An 18,172-nucleotide genomic window follows, 5' to 3' on the forward strand; every position below is an offset into this window, starting at 1 on the left:
GACCCTCTGTGGCGGGTAGTTTGACTGGGGCGGTCGCCTCCTAAAGAGTAACGGAGGCGCGCGATGGTAGGCTCAGGACGGTTGGAAACCGTCTGCTAGAGTGCAATGGCATAAGCCTGCCTGACTGCGAGACTGACGAGTCGAGCAGAGACGAAAGTCGGTCATAGTGATCCGGTGGTCCCTCGTGGAAGGGCCATCGCTCAACGGATAAAAGGTACGCCGGGGATAACAGGCTGATGATTCCCAAGAGCTCATATCGACGGAATCGTTTGGCACCTCGATGTCGGCTCATCACATCCTGGGGCTGGAGCAGGTCCCAAGGGTTTGGCTGTTCGCCAATTAAAGTGGTACGTGAGCTGGGTTCAGAACGTCGCGAGACAGTTTGGTCCCTATCTGCCGTGGGCGTCGATACTTGAGAGGAGTTGCCCCTAGTACGAGAGGACCGGGGTGAACATGCCTCTGGTGTACCTGTCGTTCCGCCAGGAGCGCAGCAGGGTAGCTATGCATGGACGGGATAACCGCTGAAAGCATCTAAGCGGGAAGCCTCCCTCAAGATAAGGTATCATCGAGTCGTGGTAGACCACCACGTTGATAGGCCGGGTGTGGAAGTGCGGTAACGCATGAAGCTAACCGGTCCTAATAACTCTGTTCATGCTTGAAGAATCCCCACCATCACCATCAGCCCTGCAAAGGCTACGGTGATAACCGGACGATACAAAAGCCAGACACCCAATCATCGATCTAAAAACAAATCATGTGCGCCCGCTCCATTGCCTGGTGACCATAGCGTCTGTGAACCACCCGATCCCATCTCGAACTCGGCCGTGAAACCAGTCCGCGCCAATGGTACTAACGCTCAAGCGTTGGAAGAGTAGGTCGTCGCCAGGCATTGAAGCCGGCGCACACGATTAAAAACCCATCACAATCTCATTCAACAAATCGGCCCCAAGGCAAAAACGCCAAGGGGCCGTTTTGCTATCATCGCGGGGTGGAGCAGCCCGGTAGCTCGTCAGGCTCATAACCTGAAGGTCGCAGGTTCAAATCCTGCCCCCGCAACCATACCAACACACGCCAAGCCGTCTCCACACAGAGGCGGCTTTTTTGCGTTCCGGCCTCGCTGCCCCTCCACCACCCGCTTCGCGGGCGGTCCCCCTCCCCGTGAACGGGGAGGAGCGGGGTTGACCTTGACATTGTGTCAGGGGCTATTCGGGGTGCGAAGGAGTGATGGATGAACGACTCGCATCGCCATGAAGGGCATTGCTGCGGCGGCAAGGCGCCGGAAACGGGTTCCCAACCGGGCAAGGTGACTGACCCGGTTTGCGGGATGATCGTCGATCCGGCCGTGACCCCGCATCATGCCGAACATCAGGGCAAGACCTTCCATTTTTGCGGTGCGGGGTGTCGTGCGAAATTCATCGCCGATCCGGACAAGTTTCTGGGTGATCGCCCGGCGCCGCCGGTGGAAGCCCCGCCCGGTTCGATCTGGATCTGCCCGATGCATCCTGAAATCCGGCAGGAGGGGCCGGGCACTTGCCCGATCTGTGGCATGGCGCTCGAACCGGAGGCCCCCACGCTCGATGATGGGCCCAATCCCGAACTGGTCGATTTCACCCGCCGCCTCAAGGTCAGTGCGGTGCTGGCGGTGCCCTTGCTGCTGCTCTCGATGGGGGCGGAGATGCTGGGGCTTCATCTCGTGCCGATGGCCTGGTCTCCCTGGATACAACTTCTGCTGAGCGCGCCGATCGTGCTTTGGGCGGGGCGGCCTTTCTTCGAGCGGGGCTGGGCCTCGCTCGGAAGTCGTCACTACAACATGTTCACCCTGATCATGATCGGGGTGGGGGCGGCCTTTGGCTACAGTCTGGTGGCGACGATGGCGCCGGGGCTGTTTCCGGCGTCGTTCCATGATCATGCCGGGATGGTGCCGGTCTATTACGAGGCGGCGGGCGTGGTCGTGACGCTGGTCCTGCTGGGGCAGGTGCTGGAACTGCGCGCGCGGGCGGCGACGGGGCGGGCGATCCGCGCGCTGCTCGATCTTGCGCCCAAGACCGCGCGGCGGATCGGGGCGGATGGGGGCGAGCATGACGTGCCACTGGCCGAGATCGAAAAGGGCGACCATCTGCGTGTCCGGCCCGGAGAGGCCGTGCCGGTCGACGGGGTGGTGCTCGAAGGGCGCTCCGCGGTCGATGAAGCGATGCTGACGGGCGAGCCTGCGCCCGTGCTCAAGACACCCGGCGCGGCGCTGACCGGGGGGACGGTCAACGGGACCGGAAGCCTCGTCATGGAAGCGCAGGCGGTGGGCTCCGAAACCATGCTGTCGCGGATCGTGGCGATGGTGGCCAATGCGCAGCGCAGCCGCGCGCCGATCCAGGCGGTGGCGGATCGCATTTCGGGGTGGTTCGTGCCGCTGGTGGTGCTGGTGGCGGCCATCACGTTCGTTGTCTGGAATCTGGTCGGGCCCGAGCCGCGTTTCGGCCATGCCCTGCTCAATGCGATTGCCGTGCTGGTCATTGCCTGCCCCTGTGCGCTGGGGCTGGCGACGCCGATGTCGATCATGGTGGGGACCGGGCGCGGCGCGCAAGCCGGGGTTCTGGTCAAGGATGCCGAAGCCTTGCAGGCGCTCGACAAGGTCGACACGCTGGTGATCGACAAGACCGGCACGCTGACCCAGGGCAAGCCGAAGCTGATCGCGGTGGAGGTGCAGGACGGGTTTGCGGCAGATGAAGTTCTGGCGCTGGCGGCGGCGGTCGAGGCAAATTCGGAGCACCCGCTGGCCCTCGCGATCCTTGCCGGTGCGCGTGAACGGGGATTGCACCCCGCCCCTGTCGAGGGCTTTGCCTCGCAGACCGGCATGGGCATCAGTGGCCGGGTCGAGGGGCGCGAGGTCGCGGTCGGCAATGCGGCGCAGATGCGGCGTGTCGGCGCCGATACGGCCGGGCTGGAGGCCGTGGCCGAGGGCTATCGCGCGCAAGGGGGCGGGGTGATGCTGGTGGCTGTCGATGGCCGGGCCGCCGGGCTCGTCGCGGTGGCTGACCCGATCCGCGATACCGCACGCGAGGCGATTGCAGCCTTGCGCGCGCAGGGCCTGCGGATCGTCATGCTGACCGGCGACAGCCGGGGAACGGCACAAGCCGTTGCCTCGGCGATTGGCGGGATCGACGAGGTTCATGCCGAACTCAGGCCCGAGGACAAGGCGCGGATCGTCGGTGAACTCAAGGGCAGGGGCGCGCGCGTGGCGATGGCCGGCGACGGGATCAACGATGCCCCCGCGCTGGCGGCGGCCGATGTCGGCGTGGCGATGGGGACGGGAACCGATGTGGCCATCGAGAGCGCGGGGATCACGCTGACCAGCGGCGACCTGTCGGCGCTGGTGCGGGCAGTTCGTCTGGCCCGCGCGACGATGGCGAACATTCGCCAGAACCTGTTCTTCTCGTTCGTGTTCAACGGAATGGGGGTGCCGGTGGCCGCCGGGGTACTCTATCCGGTGACCGGAACGCTGCTCTCGCCGATGTTCGCGGGGGCGGCGATGGCGCTTTCGTCGTTCACGGTCGTCGTCAACGCGCTGCGGTTGAACGGGGTGCGTCTGGAGGGGGCGGGATCATGAACATCGGGCAGGCTGCCGAGGCGAGCGGGGTCTCGCAACGCATGATCCGCCATTACGAGAAGATCGGCCTGATCCCGCCGCCGCCCCGGCGCGACAGCGGCTATCGCGACTATGCGCAGGCCGATGTCCACCGCCTGCGCTTCATCGCCAATGCGCGCGATCTGGGGTTCCCGATCGAGGAGATCCGTGCCCTGCTCAATCTCTGGCAGGACCGGGACCGGGCGAGCGGCGACGTCAAGGCGCTGGCGCTCGCCCGGGCCGGGGAACTGGGGCGCAAGGCGGCCTCGATCGAGGCCATGCGGGCGACCCTGCTTGATCTGGCCGAGGCCTGTCACGGGGATTCGCGGCCCGACTGCCCGATCCTCGACCGGCTGACGGGGTGAATCCTGCTTCGGGCTCTCAGAGAATTTCGGCGACCTTTTCCTTGGGGCGGCACAGGCGCACGCCCTTGTCGGTTTCGACCAGCGGGCGCTCGATCAGGCGCGGCTCGGCGGCCATGGCGGCCAGCACGGTGGCGTCGTCCGCATCGGGCAGGCCGCGTTCCTGTGCGTCGGTGCCCTTGAGGCGCAGGCCCTCTTGCGGGGTGATCCCGGCATCGCGGTAGAGCTGGGCGAGCTTTTCCGCGCTCGGCGGGGTCTTCAAATATTCGATCACGGTCACTTCGGCCCCGGCTTCGTGGAGCAGGGCGAGCGTGTTGCGCGAGGTGCCGCAGGCGGGGTTGTGCCAGATCGTGGCCTTCATGATGATCTCCTGATGGGGGCGGCCTAGAAGCCGGGTGTCGTGGCGGTGGTGGGCGCGGGCAGGGGGGCTGCGTGTTCCTGTCCGCGCAGGATGTGGCCCGCGCGCTGGACCGCCCGCACGAGGCGGGGCTGGACTCCGCAGCGGCAGACATGGGGCAGCGCGGCGGCAATGTCGGCCTCGCTGGGGTCGCTGTTGTGGGCGAGCAGGGCGGCGGCGGCCATGATCAGGCCCGGCGTGCAAAAGCCGCACTGGATCGCCTGCTCGGCCACGAAGGCCTGCTGGACGGGGTGGCTGCGGTCGGGCGAGAGACCCTCGATGGTGGTCACGCTGCGGCCCTCGGCCTCGCCCAGCGAGAGTGTGCAACTGGGCATGGCCTGTCCGTCGACGATCACCGTGCAGGCCCCGCATTCGCCGGTGCCGCAGCCATATTTGGTGCCGGTGAGGTTGGCCGCGTCGCGCAGCGCCCAGAGCAGCGGGGTATCGTCGGGCAGCCGGATTTCGAGGGGCTGGGAGTTGAGGGTGAGGCTGGCCATGGCAGGGTTCGGGCCTAGAACGCGGCGGCCAGCGCCAGCAGGAGCGAATCGATGGCAGGCGTTGCGCTTTTCCCTTCGGGCAGGTCGTTGACGAGCACCGCGAAAGTCAGCACGCGGCCACTGGCGGCGGGGAAGGTTCCGGCCAGCGCCTGCGTGCCCATCAGGGTGCCGGTCTTGGCGCGCAGCTGGCCTTCGAGCGCGGTGCCGCGCAGCCGCCCCTTCAGCGTGCCATTCTGCCCGGCGATGGGCCATCCGGCCTGCCACAGCGGGCCCCAGGGCTGGGCGAGGCCCCAGCGCAGCAGCGCGACGAGCGCGCGCGGGCTGGTGCGGTTGTAGGTCGACATGCCCGAGCCATCGTAAAGGCTGGTGCTGCCGGGCGGAAGCTGCGCCGGGGCCAGCGCCGCCTGCCGCGCGGCAAGGCCATCGGCGACCGTGCCCGAGGCGCCCAGCCGCCGCAGCAAGAGTTCGGCATGAAGGTTCTGGCTTTGCCGCAAGGTGAGCGCCACATCTTCGGCGAGCGGCGGCGGGACAAGCCGGGCGAGGGGCGTTGAGGATGGGGGCTGCGGGGGGGCGCTGCGGTGGCGGGCCAGCGCCGGGCCGGAAACCCTGATCCCGCGCGCGACCAGCATTGCGCGCAGCACGGCGGCGGCATGGGCCGCCGGATCGGCCAGCGCGAGGGGCACGGTCAGGGCCTGCCCCGCCGGGATCGTGCCGGCCACCTGCCATGTGTCGCTGCCCACGGCCATCTGCCGGGTGAACGGCGCGCCGCCGCCCGTCTGGCTCACTACCGTGCCGCTGATCGTCACGCCGGGGGGCGCGGCCAGCACGGCGGGGCTACCCGGCGCGCCACTGGCGATGGGCAGGATGGCCAGATTGTCGTCGAGCGTGAGCGCCGAGATCGCCGTGCCCGAGCCGGTGGCCATGTTGTCCCAGCTCATGCCCGAGGGCCAGCGTTCATCGGCCATCGCGCTGTCGTCGCCGATCACCCGCGCGACGCGGGCGCCCCTGCCCAGCCGGCTGGCGAGGGCATCGGCGAGGGTGGACAGGCAATCTTGCGTGCAGTCGCTCGCTGAAGACAGCCGGGCATCGCCATGGCCGCGCAGCACCACGTCGGGCGCGCGCGCCGGGCCTTCGAGCACGACATCAGCCCCGCCGGTCGCATCGGGCGCGGTGGGATCGGGCAGCAGGGCGAGCGCGGCGGCGGTGGTGAACAGCTTGGTGGTCGAGGCCGGGACCATCCGCTGGTCGGCACTGGCCTGCGCCAGCACGGCGCCCTTGTCGTCGACCACCAGCAACCCCATCCGCGCGCCTTGTGGCAGCGCGGCGAGCGCCACGGCGACCGGATCGGTGCGGGCGGCAGGGGTGCGGGCTTGCACAGGGGCCAGAGCCGGACCAGCCAGCAGCATGGCCACGCACCCGAGCGGGGCAAGAAGATGGCGGACGATCATGCCCCGGCTTGCCGCGTCAAGGCGCGCCGGTCAATTGGCTGGCCAGTTGTCGATCAGGCGCGCCTTGCCCATCTGGGCGGCCACCAGCACGCGGGCCGGGCGGCTGCCCAGCGCGTCGAGCGCTTCGAGGGTTTCGGCATCGCGCAAGTCGGCATAGTCCACGCGCGAAAACCCGGCGGCGAGCAACCCGGCGCGCAAGGTGTCGAGCGCTGGCTGGGCCGGGCCCCCTTCGCGCAAGGTGGCGATGGCCGCCTCGATTCCCGTGGGCAGGGCCAGCGCGGCGGTGCGTTCCTGTGCGGTGAGGTAGCGGTTGCGGCTGCTCATCGCCAGCCCGTCGGCCTCGCGCACGGTGGGCACGCCGATGATCGCATCGACATGGGGCGCGGTCAGGTCGAGGTCGCGGGCCATGGCGCGGATGATCGCCAGTTGCTGCCAGTCCTTTTCGCCGAACAGCGCGACATCGGGGCGGACCTGGTTGAACAGCTTGCACACCACCGTCGCCACGCCGTCGAAATGGCCGGGGCGATTGGCGCCGCACAAGGGCGCGTCCAGCCCGGCGACCGAGACCGTCGTGGCAAAGCCAGCCGGGTACATCGCCTCGGGCGTGGGGGCCCAGAGCACATCGACACCCTCGGCTTCGAGCAGCGCGGCATCGGCGGCCAACTGGCGCGGATAGGCGCCGAAATCCTCGTTGGGTCCAAACTGGCGCGGATTGACGAAGATCGAGACCACGACGATGTCGGCACGCGCGCGGGCCTGGCGTACAAGGGTCAGGTGGCCTTGATGGAGCGCGCCCATGGTAGGCACCAGTGCGACTGTTTTTCCCCCGCTTTTGGAAAGGGCAAGGGCTTGGCGCAAGTCGTCGAGACGAGAGATGGTTTGCACGCTGGCGGGCTCTCCATTAAGCCGGGGAAAGCGGATCCTCGCGGCGGGGCTTTGCCCTAGCGAGGGCTGTCCGCGTGTACAAGGGTCGGCAAGATCGGGGTTTTAGGGCCGGGATATGTCCGGGCCGCTTTGCAACCAGTCATCGAGAGAGAAAGCGCGTGTCGGTAGAGCCTCAAGCTTCGGGTCCTTTCGCGGGCCCGCATCGCATCGTTTTCGCCAACGAAAAGGGCGGAACCGGCAAGTCGACGACGGCGGTCCATGTCGCCGTGGCGCTGGCCTATCAGGGCGTGCGTGTCGCCGCGATCGACCTCGACAGCCGTCAGGCCACGCTCCACCGCTATCTGGAAAACCGCGACGAGACCGCGCGCCGCCGCCAGATCCCGCTGCCCAACGCCACCCATGCCGTTTTCCGCGAGGACAGCACCGAGGCGCTCGATGCCCTCGTCGCCGATTTCGCGCAGGACCACGATTTCATCATCTTCGACACGCCGGGCCGCGACGACATGCTCGCCCGCCATGTCGCCACCAGCGCCGACACGCTGGTCACCCCGCTCAACGACAGTTTCGTCGATTTCGACCTGATCGGGCAGGTCGATGCCGAGACGTTCCGCGTCCGCCGCCTGTCGTTCTATGCCGAGCTGATCTGGGAAACCCGCAAGAAGCGCGCGATGGCCACGATCCGCGATGCGCGCAAGGACATGGACTGGGTCGTCGTGCGCAACCGCACCCAGCATGTCGAGGCGCGCAACCAGAAGCGCATCGACCAGGCGCTGAACGAACTCTCGCGCCGCGTGGGCTTCCGCATCTCCAACGGCCTGTCCGAGCGCGTGATCTATCGCGAACTGTTCCCCAGCGGGTTGACCCTGCTCGACAAGGGCTATCTGGGCGAACTGGGCACCAGCCATCTGGTCGCCCGGCAGGAACTGCGCACGCTCGTCGCCGGTCTCAACCTGCCGATCGCGGCGGCCAAGGCCCATCTGATGGACCAGACGCGGGGCGCGGCGTGATCAAGCTGCTCTGGCTGGCGGCGCTGGTCTGCGCCCTGGTCCGCCTGCTGACCGGGCATTGGCCCTGGGAAAAGAAATGGGGGGAACTGGCCGGGCGCGCCCCGCATTCGGGCACGCTTCGTTCGGGTATGCAGGGCAAGGCCTGCAATCTTCTGGGAGTGGCCCCCGATGCAAGCCGTGAACAGATCATCGAGGCGCACCGCCGCCTCATCGCCATGGTTCACCCCGACCGGGGCGGCACCAACGAGGCCGTCCACGAGGCCAATGCCGCGCGCGACCTGCTGCTCGCCCGCCTTGCGGAAACCGCGCAGCGCTAGGCGGCGTGGACACATTCTGATCCTTGATGCGAACCCTGACGTTTGGAACAAAACAGGGTTGCCTGAATTGTATTCGTCATCCCCGCGAAGGCGGGGATCCAGTTGCGACGGCTGCGCATGCACACGGGGCACGGAATCTGGATTCCCGCCTTCGCGGGAATGACGGGAGATGGATCAACCATCTCCCGGTACTGTCTTGCAGAATCCCGACAGCCGCGAATTTTTCCGCGTAATCCAAGGTTTTTTCGTCCGATCGGCAGGCCCGCATGATGACCCACCATTTCGATCCCACGATCCTGCGTGAATACGATGTGCGCGGGGTGTTCGGCCAGACGCTGGGCGCGGAAGATGCGCGCGCCATCGGGCGCAGCTTTGCCGCGCGGGTGATCCGGGGCGGCGGACGCTGCGTGGCGGTCGGGCTCGACGGCCGGGTGTCTTCGCCGATCCTTGAACATGCGCTGGTCGAGGGGCTGGCGGCGGGCGGTGTCGATGTCGTGCGGATCGGGCTTGGCCCCACGCCGATGCTCTATTTCGCGGCGGCCACGCTCGATGGGGTCGATGGCGCGGTGATGATCACCGGCAGCCACAACCCGGCCAACCACAACGGCTTCAAGTTCGTGCTCCATGGGCGCCCGTTCTTCGGCGCGCAGATCGCCGAACTGGGCGCTCTGGCGCAAGCCGGGGCCTGGACGAGCGGCAGCGGCACGGTTTCGAGCGCCGACGTGATGGACGCCTATGTCGCCGCGCTGCTGCGCGCGCTCGACGGGCTCGATCCGGCGGCGCTCGCGCGCCTCGCGCTGGCGTGGGACGCGGGCAATGGCGCGGCCGGCCCCGTGCTGGAACGGTTGGTCGCGCGCCTGCCGGGCCGCCATGTCCTGCTGCACACGGCGGTCGACGGCACGTTCCCCAATCACCACCCCGATCCCACGGTCGAGGCAAACCTTGCCGACGTGCGCCGCGCGGTGGCCCAGCAGCACCTCGATTTCGCGGTCGCCTTCGACGGCGACGCGGACCGGCTGGGCGCGGTCGATGGCCTTGGCCGCGTGGTCTGGGGCGACCAGTTACTGATGATTTTCGCGCAGGACCTGCTCGCCCGCCAGCCCGGCGCGACGGTGATCGCCGACATCAAGGCCAGTAGCGCGCTGTTCGACCGAGTGGCGCAACTGGGCGGCAAGCCGATGATGTGGAAGACCGGCCATTCGCTGATGAAGGCGCGGATGCTCGAAACCGGCAGCCCGCTGGCTGGCGAGATGAGCGGCCATGTGTTCTTCGCCGACGACTGGTACGGCTTCGACGACGGCATTTATGCCGCGCTGCGCCTGATCGCCGCGACGATCCGCCTGCACACTTCGCTGACCGACTTGCGCAGCGCGATGCCCGCGATGGTCAACACTCCCGAACTGCGCTTCCCGGTCGATGAAGCCCGCAAGTTCGCCGCCATCGAGGAAGTTCGCGCCCGCCTCGAAGCCGAAGGGGTCGACCTGGTCGCCATCGACGGCGTGCGCGTGACCACGCCCGACGGCTGGTGGCTCCTGCGCGCCTCGAACACGCAGGACGTGCTGGTCGCCCGCGCGGAAAGCACCAGCGAAGCAGGCCTCGCCCGCCTCCTCGCCCAGATCGACGCCCAACTGGCCGCCTCGGGCCTGTCGCGCAAGGGATAGTGGCTGCCATACCCGGCGCAGCCAAAGATAATGGGGTCGAAGGGGCAATGGCCCCTTCCTGATTCCTTTTCTTTCTGTTTTTGCGACCCACCATGCCTATCTAGGCTCCATGCCCGCGCTTCCTCCTGAAATCGCCGAATGGTTTGCCTCGCGCGGGTGGCGGGTGCGGCGGCATCAGGCCGAGATGCTCGATGTGGCCGATGCCGGGGGGCATGCCCTGCTGGTGGCGGACACCGGGGCGGGCAAGACGCTGGCGGGTTTTTTGCCGACGCTGGCGGCGTTCTGTCCCTCGCGGCTGGGCGGGGCGGGGGCCCCTGAAGGGCTGCACACGCTCTATATCTCGCCCTTGAAGGCGCTGGCCCATGATGTGCAGCGCAACCTGCTGGCGCCGATTGCGGAGATGGGGCTCGACCTGCGGGTGGAGACGCGCAGCGGGGATACGCCTTCGGAGCGCAAGGCGCGGCAGCGGGCGCGGCCGCCCCATGTCTTGCTGACGACGCCCGAATCGCTGTCGCTGCTGCTCAGCTATCCCGAGGCGCCCGAGATTTTCAGCGGGTTGAAGCGCGTGGTGATCGACGAGATTCACGCTTTTGCCACGGGCAAGCGTGGGGATTTGCTGGCGCTGGCGCTGGCCCGGCTTCAGGCGCTGGCACCGGGCCTGCAACGGGTGGGGCTGTCGGCGACGGTCGCGCACGAGGATGGTTTTCGCAGTTGGCTGGCCCCTTGGGGCGAGGTGGACACCGTCGCGCTGGTCGAGGGGGAGACGGGCGCACCGCCGCAGGTTGAGATCATGGTTCCGGCGGGCGAGCGGGTGCCATGGGGCGGCCATGCGGCGGCATGGGCCGTGCCGCAACTGATGGACCTGATCCGCGCCAACCGGGTCACGCTGGTCTTTACCAACACCCGGTTTCTGGCCGAATATATCTTCCAGCTGCTGTGGGACGCCAACGAGGAGACGCTGCCCATCGGCATCCACCATGGCTCGCTCTCGGTCGAGGCGCGGCGCAAGGTGGAAAGCGCGATGGCGCGCGGGGCCTTGCGCGCGCTGGTCTGCACGGCCAGCCTCGATCTGGGGGTGGACTGGGGCGATATCGACCTTGTCGTCCAGATGGGCGCGCCCAAGGGCTCCTCGCGGCTGCTGCAGCGGATCGGGCGGGCCAACCACCGGCTGGACCAGCCGAGCCGGGCGGTGCTGGTGCCGGGCAACCGCTTCGAGTTTCTCGAGGCCATGGCGGCCTGCGACGCGGTGAACGAGGGGCAGCGCGATGGCGAGGATTTCCGGCCCGGCGGGCTGGACGTGCTGGCCCAGCATGTCATGGCCTGCGCCTGTTCGGGGCCGTTCCACGAGGAGGCCCTGCTGGCCGAAATCCGCTCGTGCTGGCCTTATGCGTGGGTGGACGCGACCGTTCTGGCGCGCGTGCTCGATTTCGTGGCGACGGGGGGCTACGCGCTGCGCGCCTATGACCGGTTCCGCCGGATCGTGCGCACGCGCGACGGGCAATGGCGGCTGGCCCACCCGGAACAGGCCGCGCGGCACCGGCTCAACGCCGGGATCATCGTCGATTCCGAGATGCTCGATGTGCGTTTTCGCAACGGGCGCTCGCTGGGCAAAGTCGAGGAATTCTTCGGCGCGCAATTGAGTCCGGGTGATACCTTCCGCTTTGCCGGGCTCGATCTGGAGGTCGAAGGCGTGCGCGATCTCGACCTGATCGTCCGCGCGGCGAAGAAGGCCGGGCGCATTCCCAGCTATGGCGGCCTGCGCATGCCGCTCACCACCCATCTGTCGACGCGGGTTCAGGCCATGCTGGCCGACCGCAGCGGCTGGGCGCGCTTTCCCGACGATGTGCGCGAGTGGCTCGAAATGCAGGACTGGCGCAGCCGCCTGCCCCATCCGGGCGAACTGCTGGTCGAGAGTTTCCCGCATCAGGGGCGGGCCTATAGCGTGTTCTATACGTTCGAGGGGTGGAACGCGAACCAGTCGCTGGGCATGCTGATCACCCGGCGGATGGAGGAACTGGGGCTTGGTCCGCTGGGCTTCGTGGCCAATGACTATGCGCTGGCGGTCTGGAGCCTGCGCCCGATAGCCGACCCTGCGCCGCTGCTTTCGCCCGACATTCTGGCCCATGAATTCGTCGAATGGGTGCAGGGCTCGCACCTGCTGCGGCGCGCCTTTCGCGAGGTGGCGGTGATTTCGGGGCTCGTCGAGCGGCAGCATCCGGGCAAGCGCAAGAGCGGGCGGCAGGTCACCTTCTCGACCGACCTGATCTACGATGTCTTGTGCCGCCACGAGCCCGACCATGTGCTGATCGAGGCGGCCTGGGCCGATGCGCGCACGCGGATGACCGATCTGGGGCGGCTGGCCGACCTGCTGGAGCGGGCAGGGGCGCAACTGGTCCATGTCGAGGTGGAGCGGGTGACGCCGCTGGCCGTGCCCGTGCTGGTGATGATCGGGCGCGAGAGCGTGCCCGATGGGGCGGCCGATGACGAGCTTGTGCTGGAGGCCGAGAGTCTGGGCGGGTTGGCCATGCGGCCTGATTGTTAGGCCAAGGGCCCCTCCGTCAGGCCTGCGGCCTGCCACCTCCCCGCAAGCGGGGAGGACCATAGAGATCCTCCCCATGAAATGGGGAGGTGGCAGGCCGCAGGGCTGACGGAGGGGAAGAAGGCACAAAAAAAGGCCGGAAGGTTTCCCCTCCGGCCTCCTTTTGCATCTGTGTGAAAGCTTAGCCCTTGAGCACTTCGGCCAGGGTTTCGCCCAGCAGCGACGGGCTGGGGCTGACACGGATGCCTGCTGCTTCCATCGCCGCGATCTTGCTTTCCGCGTCGCCCTTGCCGCCCGAGACGATGGCGCCGGCATGGCCCATGCGGCGGCCCGGAGGGGCCGAGCGACCGGCGATGAAGCCCGCCATGGGCTTCTTGCGGCCACGCTTGGCTTCGTCGATCAGGAACTGTGCGGCCTGTTCTTCCGCGTCGCCGCCGATTTCACCGATCATGATGATCGACTTGGTGTCTTCGTCGGCCAGGAACAGTTCGAGCACGTCGATGAAGTTGGTGCCGTTGACCGGGTCGCCGCCGATGCCGACCGCGGTGGTCTGGCCAAGGCCGATGTTCGAGGTCTGGAACACGGCTTCATAGGTCAGCGTGCCCGAGCGCGAGACCACGCCGACCGAGCCCTTCTTGAAGATCGAACCGGGCATGATGCCGATCTTGCATTCATCCGGGGTGAGCACGCCGGGGCAGTTCGGGCCGATCAGGCGCGACTTGCTGCCCGAAAGGGCGCGCTTGACGCGGACCATGTCGAGCACCGGGATGCCTTCGGTGATGCACACGATCAGTTCCATCTGCGCGTCGATCGCTTCGAGGATCGAGTCGGCGGCGAACGGCGGCGGAACGTAGATGCACGAGGCGGTCGCACCGGTCGCGGCCTTGGCTTCGGCGACGGTGTTGAAGTTGGGCAGGCCGATGTGGGTCGTGCCGCCCTTGCCCGGCGTCACGCCGCCGACCATCTGGGTGCCATAGGCCAGCGCCTGCTGGGTGTGGAACGTGCCGGTGGCGCCGGTCATCCCCTGGGTGATGACCTTGGTGTTCTTGTTGACCAGAATGCTCATGGATCAGGCGACCTTCTGCACTTCGGCGACGATCTTCTGGGCGGCATCGCCAAGATCGTTGGCCGGAACGATGGGGAGACCGGAATGGGCGAGGATGTCCTTGCCTTCCTGCACGTTGGTGCCTTCGAGGCGCACCACGAGCGGAACCTGGAGATTCACTTCCTTGGCAGCGGCCACGATGCCCTGCGCGATCACGTCGCACTTCATGATGCCGCCGAAGATGTTGACCAGAATGCCCTTCACCGCCGGGTCCGACAGGATCAGCTTGAAGGCCGCGGTCACCTTTTCGGTGGTGGCGCCGCCGCCCACGTCGAGGAAGTTGGCCGGGAACATGCCGTTGAGCTTGATGATGTCCATCGTGGCCATCGCCAGCCCTGCGCCGTTCACCATGCAGCCGATGTCGCCGTGGAGCTTGATGTAGGCCAGGTCGTACTTGCTGGCTTCGATTTCGGCGGGGTCTTCCTCGGTCTCGTCGCGCAGGGCGACGACTTCGGGGTGACGGTAGAGCGCGTTGGAATCAAAGCTCATCTTGGTGTCGAGCACCAGCAGCTTCGCGGCCCCGGACGAATCGGGATTGGTTTCCACCAGCGGGTTGATTTCGAGCATGTCGCAATCGAGCGCCATGAACGCGGTGTAGAGCTGCTGGGCGAGCTTGGCGGCCTGCTTGACCAGATCGCCGGTGAGGTTGAGCGCATAGGCCACCGCGCGGCCATGGTGGGGCATGAAGCCCTGCGCCGGGTCGATGGTGATCGTGGCGATCTTTTCAGGCGTCGCGTGGGCGACTTCCTCGATGTCCATGCCGCCCTCGGTCGAGACGATCATCGCCACGCGGCCCGAAGCGCGGTCCACCACCATCGAGAGGTAGTATTCCTTGGCGATGTCGACGCCGTCGGTCACGTAGAGGCGGTTGACCTGCTTGCCCGCTTCGCCGGTCTGCACGGTCACGAGGGTGTTGCCGAGCATTTCCTTGGCGAAAACCTCGACTTCCTCGATGCTCTTGGCGAGGCGCACGCCACCCTTGGCGTCGGCGGGGAGTTCCTTGAACTTGCCCTTGCCGCGACCACCCGCGTGGATCTGCGCCTTGACGACATAGATCGGTCCGGGAAGCTGTTTGGCGGCAGCGACGGCTTCTTCGACGGTCAGGGCTGCGATGCCGGCGGGAATGCCGACGCCGTATTTAGCCAGCAATTCCTTGGCCTGGTATTCATGGACGTTCATGAAAAATCCCCGCTTGCAGATGAGAAAAGGGATGGCTTGCGCCGCGATTCTGCGTTGCCTTAAGCACACCCACAGGTAGTTGCAACGTCCTTGACGCCGCTATCAAATTCTACGGGTGGCAAATTTATCGCAATTGCGGTGCACTTGCATAAGTATGCTATTTTGCTTGCCAAGGGGCAATTTCTGGCTCAATTCTTGGCGTTGCATGATTGATCCTGCCTCACTTGCGCCTCTTGTCGGCCCGATCGTCGGTCAGGCCGGGCAACTGGCGCTCGACCTCTGGCCGGGCCATGGCCACGCGCCGCGGATCTGGGAGAAGGGGCCCGACAACCCGGTCTGCGAGGCCGACATTGCCGTCGACAGGTTCCTGCATCAGGCGCTGGGCGATCTCCTGCCCGAGGCGGGCTGGCTTTCCGAGGAAACCGTCGATGATCCCGCCCGGCTGGCGCGCGAGTTGTGCTGGGTGGTCGATCCGGTCGACGGGACGCGCGATTTCGTGCGCGGGGCGCCCGGCTGGGCGGTTTCGGTGGCCCTGATCGCGCGGGGGCGTCCGGTTCTGGCGGTTCTCGATGCGCCGGCGCGCGATGAACTGTGGGTGGCCGGGGCCGGTCTTGGCGCCACGCGCAACGGGTTGCCACTGGCTACGAGCACGCGCACCCGGCTCGAAGGGGCGCGCATGCCGATGGACTTGCGCCTGCCTTCGGGCGTCGAGCTGACCATGGTGGACAAGCCCAATTCCATCGCCTTGCGCATGGCGATGGTCGCTTCGGGCGAGGCGGACCTTCTGGCCACCTGGCGCTGGGGCTATGAGTGGGACATCGCCGCCGCCGCCCTGATCGCGCAGGAAGCGGGCGCGACAGTCACCGATGCCCATGGCGCGGGCCTCGTGTTCAACAAGCCCGATCCGCGCGCCTTTGGCGTGCTGGTGAGCGCGCCAGCCATTCATGACGAGGCGCGCGCGCGGGTGGCGCCGACCACGGCCAAGTCCCTGCGCGGGCTGGGAAACCCGCCGCAGGGTGTCGACCTGTCGCTGCCCGTCAGGCCTGTCGCAAAGGACGGAGCGGGACCGGACGGGCCCGGACCGGACAGGAACGACTGACCGGGGTGACCCGGTATCAGGCAGGTTCAAAATCCTCGGTATCGATCGTGGCGTGCATGGTCTGGGCATAGCGGTGCCCGGACACGGTCTGCTGGTTGATCAGCGCGTCGACTTGCGCGGTCAGGTCGGCCGGGATGGTCCAGTCCTGACGGGCGATGTTTTCTTCGAGATGGGCGATCTTGCCGGTGCCGGGAATGGCCACGATGTGTTCGCCCTTGCCCAGCACCCAGGCCAGCGAAAGCTGCGCCGGGGTGACGCCCGCTTCGTGGGCGAGGGCGTTGAAACGGTCGATCAGCGCGAGGTTGCGGGGCCAGTTGTCGGCCATGAAGCGCGGCATGGCCTTGCGGATGTCGCCCTCTTCCAGCGCCTGTGGGTCGCGCACGCCATTGGCCAGCGCCCCGCGCGCGACCGGCGAGAAAGCGACGAACGTGGTGCCCACCTCGCGGCAGGCGTCGAGCACGGCGATCTCGGCCTGACGCGTCCAGGGTGAATATTCGGTCTGCATCGCGGCGATGGGGTGGGTGGCGGCGGCGCGGCGCAAAGTGTCTGCCGACATTTCCGACAGGCCGATGGCGCCGATCTTCCCTTCCCGGACGAGGTCGGCCATCGCGCCCACCGAGTCCTCGATCGGCACCGTGAAGTCGCGGCGGTGCATGTAGTAGAGGTCGATGTGGTCGGTCTGGAGCAGGGTCAGCGACTTTTCCAGCTCGGCGCGGATGGTGTCGGGGTGGCAGTCGATCCCGCGCTTTTCGCCGCTGGCGAAGATGCCCATCTTGCTGGCGAGGAAGACCTTGTCGCGCTTGCCCTTGAGCGCGCGGCCCACCAGCGTCTCGTTGTGGCCCTGTCCATAGAGGCGGGCGGTGTCGAAATGGTCATAGCCCAGCTCGATCGCGCGGTGGAGCAGGGCGATGCCGTCCTCCTCGGACGGGCGCTCGCCATAGGCCCAGCTGAGCGACATGCAGCCAAGCCCGATGGGAGCAAGGGCCCGTCCGGCGAGGGGCCGGCGAAAGGGAGAGGCGGGGGGCAGGATCGACATGCGGGGGGAACTCCTTGTTCCCCGATGGATGCCAGCGGGATGCCCCAGCCGTCAACCTGTGCGGGAATCACGAAAAAGGCGCCCTCCCGCGTGGGAAGGCGCCCTGTTCTGGCCGCCGGCCCGGCAAAGCGCCGGGCCCTTGTGCCGGTTGCCTGCGCTGGCTGCTTACTGGCCGCGCATTACTGGCCGCGCGCGCGGGCCACGTCGTCCTGCGTGACGGGCACGATCTTGATTTCCACGCGACGGTTGGCGGCGCGGCCTTCCTCGGTGGCGTTCGAGGCGATCGGCTGGGTCTTGCCATAGCCCTGCGAGCGGATGCGCGCCGGGGCGACCCCGCGCGAGGACAGGTAATCGGCCACCGACTGGGCGCGGTTCTGCGACAGGGTCATGTTGTAGGCGTCCGAGCCGGTCGAGTCGGTGTGGCCATAGACGTCGATCAGCGAATCCGGGTACTGGACCAGCGAGCCGGCCACCTTGTCGAGCGTGTCGCGGAAGGCGGGCTTGATCAGCGTGCTGTCGGTGTCGAACGTCACCCCGTTGGGCAGGTTGACGAGGATGGCCTTGCCGTTGTCGACCGGGGTCACGTCGACGCCGGTGCCGGCGGTCTGTTCCTTGAGCTGCCTGATCTGCTTGTCCATGGTGTAGCCCACGGCCGCGCCCGCGACGCCGCCGATGCCCGCGCCCACGATGCGGCCCGTGCCACCGCCGATCAGCCCGCCCAGCAAGAGGCCGCCCAGCGCGCCCGCGCCCGCGCCCAGCGCCGTGCGCGAGACCTTCTGCTGGCCGGTGTTGGGGTCGGTCACGCAGCCCGAGAGGCTGATCAGCGACACCGCGCAAAGGCTGGAAACGAGCACCCGACGAATCTTCATTGGTATTCCCCTTCGTTGCATCCCTCTCCCGCGCCTGATCGCAGGGCGGGAGCCAGGCAGGCGGCGAACCGTGAGCGGATCACGGCAGCCTGCTTTGCGTCCAATACACGGCCACGGGCTGAATGGTTCCCGAATAATGAACGGTATCGGGC

Annotated in this window: 15 protein-coding genes, 1 tRNA gene and 2 rRNA genes (1 of these 18 running past the window's edge); 10 read left to right on the plus strand and 8 right to left on the minus strand. The window is 67.4% G+C overall.

Annotated features, from left to right (window positions below; translation table 11 throughout):
* The 5 genes from SBI20_RS11650 to cueR all read left to right on the plus strand — a co-directional run.
* Positions 1–660: ribosomal RNA gene (locus SBI20_RS11650) — 23S ribosomal RNA — on the plus strand; it begins 2,131 nt to the left of the window's first position.
* A gap of 113 nt (positions 661–773) precedes the next feature.
* Positions 774–888, plus strand: a 5S ribosomal RNA gene (rrf, locus tag SBI20_RS11655).
* Positions 889–982: 94 nt separating this feature from the next.
* Positions 983–1,059: transfer RNA gene (locus tag SBI20_RS11660), tRNA-Met, on the plus strand.
* Positions 1,060–1,228: 169 nt separating this feature from the next.
* Positions 1,229–3,601 carry a heavy metal translocating P-type ATPase gene (locus SBI20_RS11665; protein ID WP_317975188.1) on the plus strand — a complete coding sequence of 791 codons (2,373 nt, stop codon included), beginning with the start codon at positions 1,229–1,231 and terminating at the stop codon, positions 3,599–3,601.
* Positions 3,598–3,984, plus strand: coding sequence for a Cu(I)-responsive transcriptional regulator (cueR, locus tag SBI20_RS11670; protein WP_317975189.1), 387 nt, complete (start codon positions 3,598–3,600; stop codon positions 3,982–3,984). The genes SBI20_RS11665 and cueR overlap by 4 nt, the downstream gene beginning before the upstream one ends.
* Positions 3,985–4,000: 16 nt before the next feature.
* Here the strand turns inward: cueR and arsC are convergent, their stop codons facing one another.
* The 4 genes from arsC to panC are packed head-to-tail and all read right to left on the minus strand — an operon-like array spanning position 4,001 to position 7,208.
* Complete coding sequence (arsC, locus tag SBI20_RS11675; RefSeq protein WP_317975190.1) at positions 4,001–4,342, minus strand: arsenate reductase (glutaredoxin); 342 nt, start codon at positions 4,340–4,342, stop codon at positions 4,001–4,003.
* A 23-nt stretch (positions 4,343–4,365) separates the two neighbouring features.
* Complete coding sequence (locus SBI20_RS11680; RefSeq protein WP_317975191.1) at positions 4,366–4,875, minus strand: (2Fe-2S)-binding protein; 510 nt, start codon at positions 4,873–4,875, stop codon at positions 4,366–4,368.
* Between the two features lie 14 nt (positions 4,876–4,889).
* Complete coding sequence (dacB, locus tag SBI20_RS11685; RefSeq protein WP_317975192.1) at positions 4,890–6,323, minus strand: D-alanyl-D-alanine carboxypeptidase/D-alanyl-D-alanine endopeptidase; 1,434 nt, start codon at positions 6,321–6,323, stop codon at positions 4,890–4,892.
* A gap of 30 nt (positions 6,324–6,353) precedes the next feature.
* On the minus strand, positions 6,354–7,208 hold the full coding sequence (gene panC / locus SBI20_RS11690) for a pantoate--beta-alanine ligase (protein WP_317975193.1): 855 nt from the start codon (positions 7,206–7,208) through the stop codon (positions 6,354–6,356).
* Positions 7,209–7,366: 158 nt separating this feature from the next.
* On the opposite strand from panC, the gene SBI20_RS11695 reads away from it, so the two are divergent.
* The 4 genes from SBI20_RS11695 to SBI20_RS11710 all read left to right on the plus strand — a co-directional run bounded on the left by SBI20_RS11695 (position 7,367) and on the right by SBI20_RS11710 (position 12,735).
* Positions 7,367–8,215 carry a division plane positioning ATPase MipZ gene (locus tag SBI20_RS11695; protein ID WP_317975194.1) on the plus strand — a complete coding sequence of 283 codons (849 nt, stop codon included), beginning with the start codon at positions 7,367–7,369 and terminating at the stop codon, positions 8,213–8,215.
* Entirely contained in the window at positions 8,212–8,532 is a 321-nt protein-coding gene (locus tag SBI20_RS11700; RefSeq protein WP_317975195.1) for a DnaJ domain-containing protein, read from the plus strand. The genes SBI20_RS11695 and SBI20_RS11700 overlap by 4 nt, the downstream gene beginning before the upstream one ends.
* Positions 8,533–8,801: 269 nt before the next feature.
* A complete protein-coding gene (pgmG, locus tag SBI20_RS11705; RefSeq protein WP_317976119.1) occupies positions 8,802–10,193 on the plus strand; it encodes a phosphoglucomutase/phosphomannomutase PgmG in 1,392 nt (463 codons plus the stop codon).
* 109 nt (positions 10,194–10,302) lie between these two features.
* Positions 10,303–12,735: a ligase-associated DNA damage response DEXH box helicase gene (locus SBI20_RS11710; protein ID WP_317975196.1), complete on the plus strand. Its 2,433-nt coding sequence runs from the start codon at positions 10,303–10,305 to the stop codon at positions 12,733–12,735.
* A 178-nt stretch (positions 12,736–12,913) separates the two neighbouring features.
* Here SBI20_RS11710 and sucD read toward each other — a convergent pair whose 3' ends face one another.
* On the minus strand, positions 12,914–13,798 hold the full coding sequence (gene sucD / locus SBI20_RS11715) for a succinate--CoA ligase subunit alpha (protein ID WP_317975197.1): 885 nt from the start codon (positions 13,796–13,798) through the stop codon (positions 12,914–12,916).
* Between the two features lie 3 nt (positions 13,799–13,801).
* A complete protein-coding gene (gene sucC, locus SBI20_RS11720; protein ID WP_317975198.1) occupies positions 13,802–15,016 on the minus strand; it encodes an ADP-forming succinate--CoA ligase subunit beta in 1,215 nt (404 codons plus the stop codon).
* Between the two features lie 205 nt (positions 15,017–15,221).
* Here sucC and SBI20_RS11725 point away from each other — a divergent pair, with 205 nt between their 5' ends.
* The gene (locus SBI20_RS11725) at positions 15,222–16,115 is read left to right on the plus strand and encodes a 3'(2'),5'-bisphosphate nucleotidase CysQ (RefSeq protein ID WP_317975199.1); all 894 of its coding nucleotides are present in this window, start codon (positions 15,222–15,224) and stop codon (positions 16,113–16,115) included.
* A gap of 16 nt (positions 16,116–16,131) precedes the next feature.
* Here SBI20_RS11725 and SBI20_RS11730 read toward each other — a convergent pair whose 3' ends face one another.
* Positions 16,132–17,151 carry an aldo/keto reductase gene (locus SBI20_RS11730; protein ID WP_317975200.1) on the minus strand — a complete coding sequence of 340 codons (1,020 nt, stop codon included), beginning with the start codon at positions 17,149–17,151 and terminating at the stop codon, positions 16,132–16,134.
* Between the two features lie 179 nt (positions 17,152–17,330).
* On the minus strand, positions 17,331–18,020 hold the full coding sequence (locus SBI20_RS11735) for an OmpA family protein (protein WP_317975201.1): 690 nt from the start codon (positions 18,018–18,020) through the stop codon (positions 17,331–17,333).
* Positions 18,021–18,172 lie beyond the last annotated feature (152 nt).

It is taken from the genome of Novosphingobium sp. IK01, from assembly GCF_033242265.1.
Lineage (GTDB): Bacteria > Pseudomonadota > Alphaproteobacteria > Sphingomonadales > Sphingomonadaceae > Novosphingobium > Novosphingobium pituita.

What these genes read in the sequence shown, in the direction of transcription:
- SBI20_RS11730 (WP_317975200.1), bottom strand. Translation starts at nt 17,151, where the DNA reads ATGTCGATCCTGCCCCCCGCCTCTCCCTTTCGCCGGCCCCTCGCCGGA.
- sucC (WP_317975198.1), bottom strand. Translation starts at nt 15,016, where the DNA reads ATGAACGTCCATGAATACCAGGCCAAGGAATTGCTGGCTAAATACGGC.
- SBI20_RS11725 (WP_317975199.1), top strand. Translation starts at nt 15,222, where the DNA reads ATGATTGATCCTGCCTCACTTGCGCCTCTTGTCGGCCCGATCGTCGGT.
- sucD (WP_317975197.1), bottom strand. Translation starts at nt 13,798, where the DNA reads ATGAGCATTCTGGTCAACAAGAACACCAAGGTCATCACCCAGGGGATG.
- dacB (WP_317975192.1), bottom strand. Translation starts at nt 6,323, where the DNA reads ATGATCGTCCGCCATCTTCTTGCCCCGCTCGGGTGCGTGGCCATGCTG.
- arsC (WP_317975190.1), bottom strand. Translation starts at nt 4,342, where the DNA reads ATGAAGGCCACGATCTGGCACAACCCCGCCTGCGGCACCTCGCGCAAC.
- SBI20_RS11680 (WP_317975191.1), bottom strand. Translation starts at nt 4,875, where the DNA reads ATGGCCAGCCTCACCCTCAACTCCCAGCCCCTCGAAATCCGGCTGCCC.
- pgmG (WP_317976119.1), top strand. Translation starts at nt 8,802, where the DNA reads ATGACCCACCATTTCGATCCCACGATCCTGCGTGAATACGATGTGCGC.
- SBI20_RS11735 (WP_317975201.1), bottom strand. Translation starts at nt 18,020, where the DNA reads ATGAAGATTCGTCGGGTGCTCGTTTCCAGCCTTTGCGCGGTGTCGCTG.
- cueR (WP_317975189.1), top strand. Translation starts at nt 3,598, where the DNA reads ATGAACATCGGGCAGGCTGCCGAGGCGAGCGGGGTCTCGCAACGCATG.
- SBI20_RS11710 (WP_317975196.1), top strand. Translation starts at nt 10,303, where the DNA reads ATGCCCGCGCTTCCTCCTGAAATCGCCGAATGGTTTGCCTCGCGCGGG.
- SBI20_RS11665 (WP_317975188.1), top strand. Translation starts at nt 1,229, where the DNA reads ATGAACGACTCGCATCGCCATGAAGGGCATTGCTGCGGCGGCAAGGCG.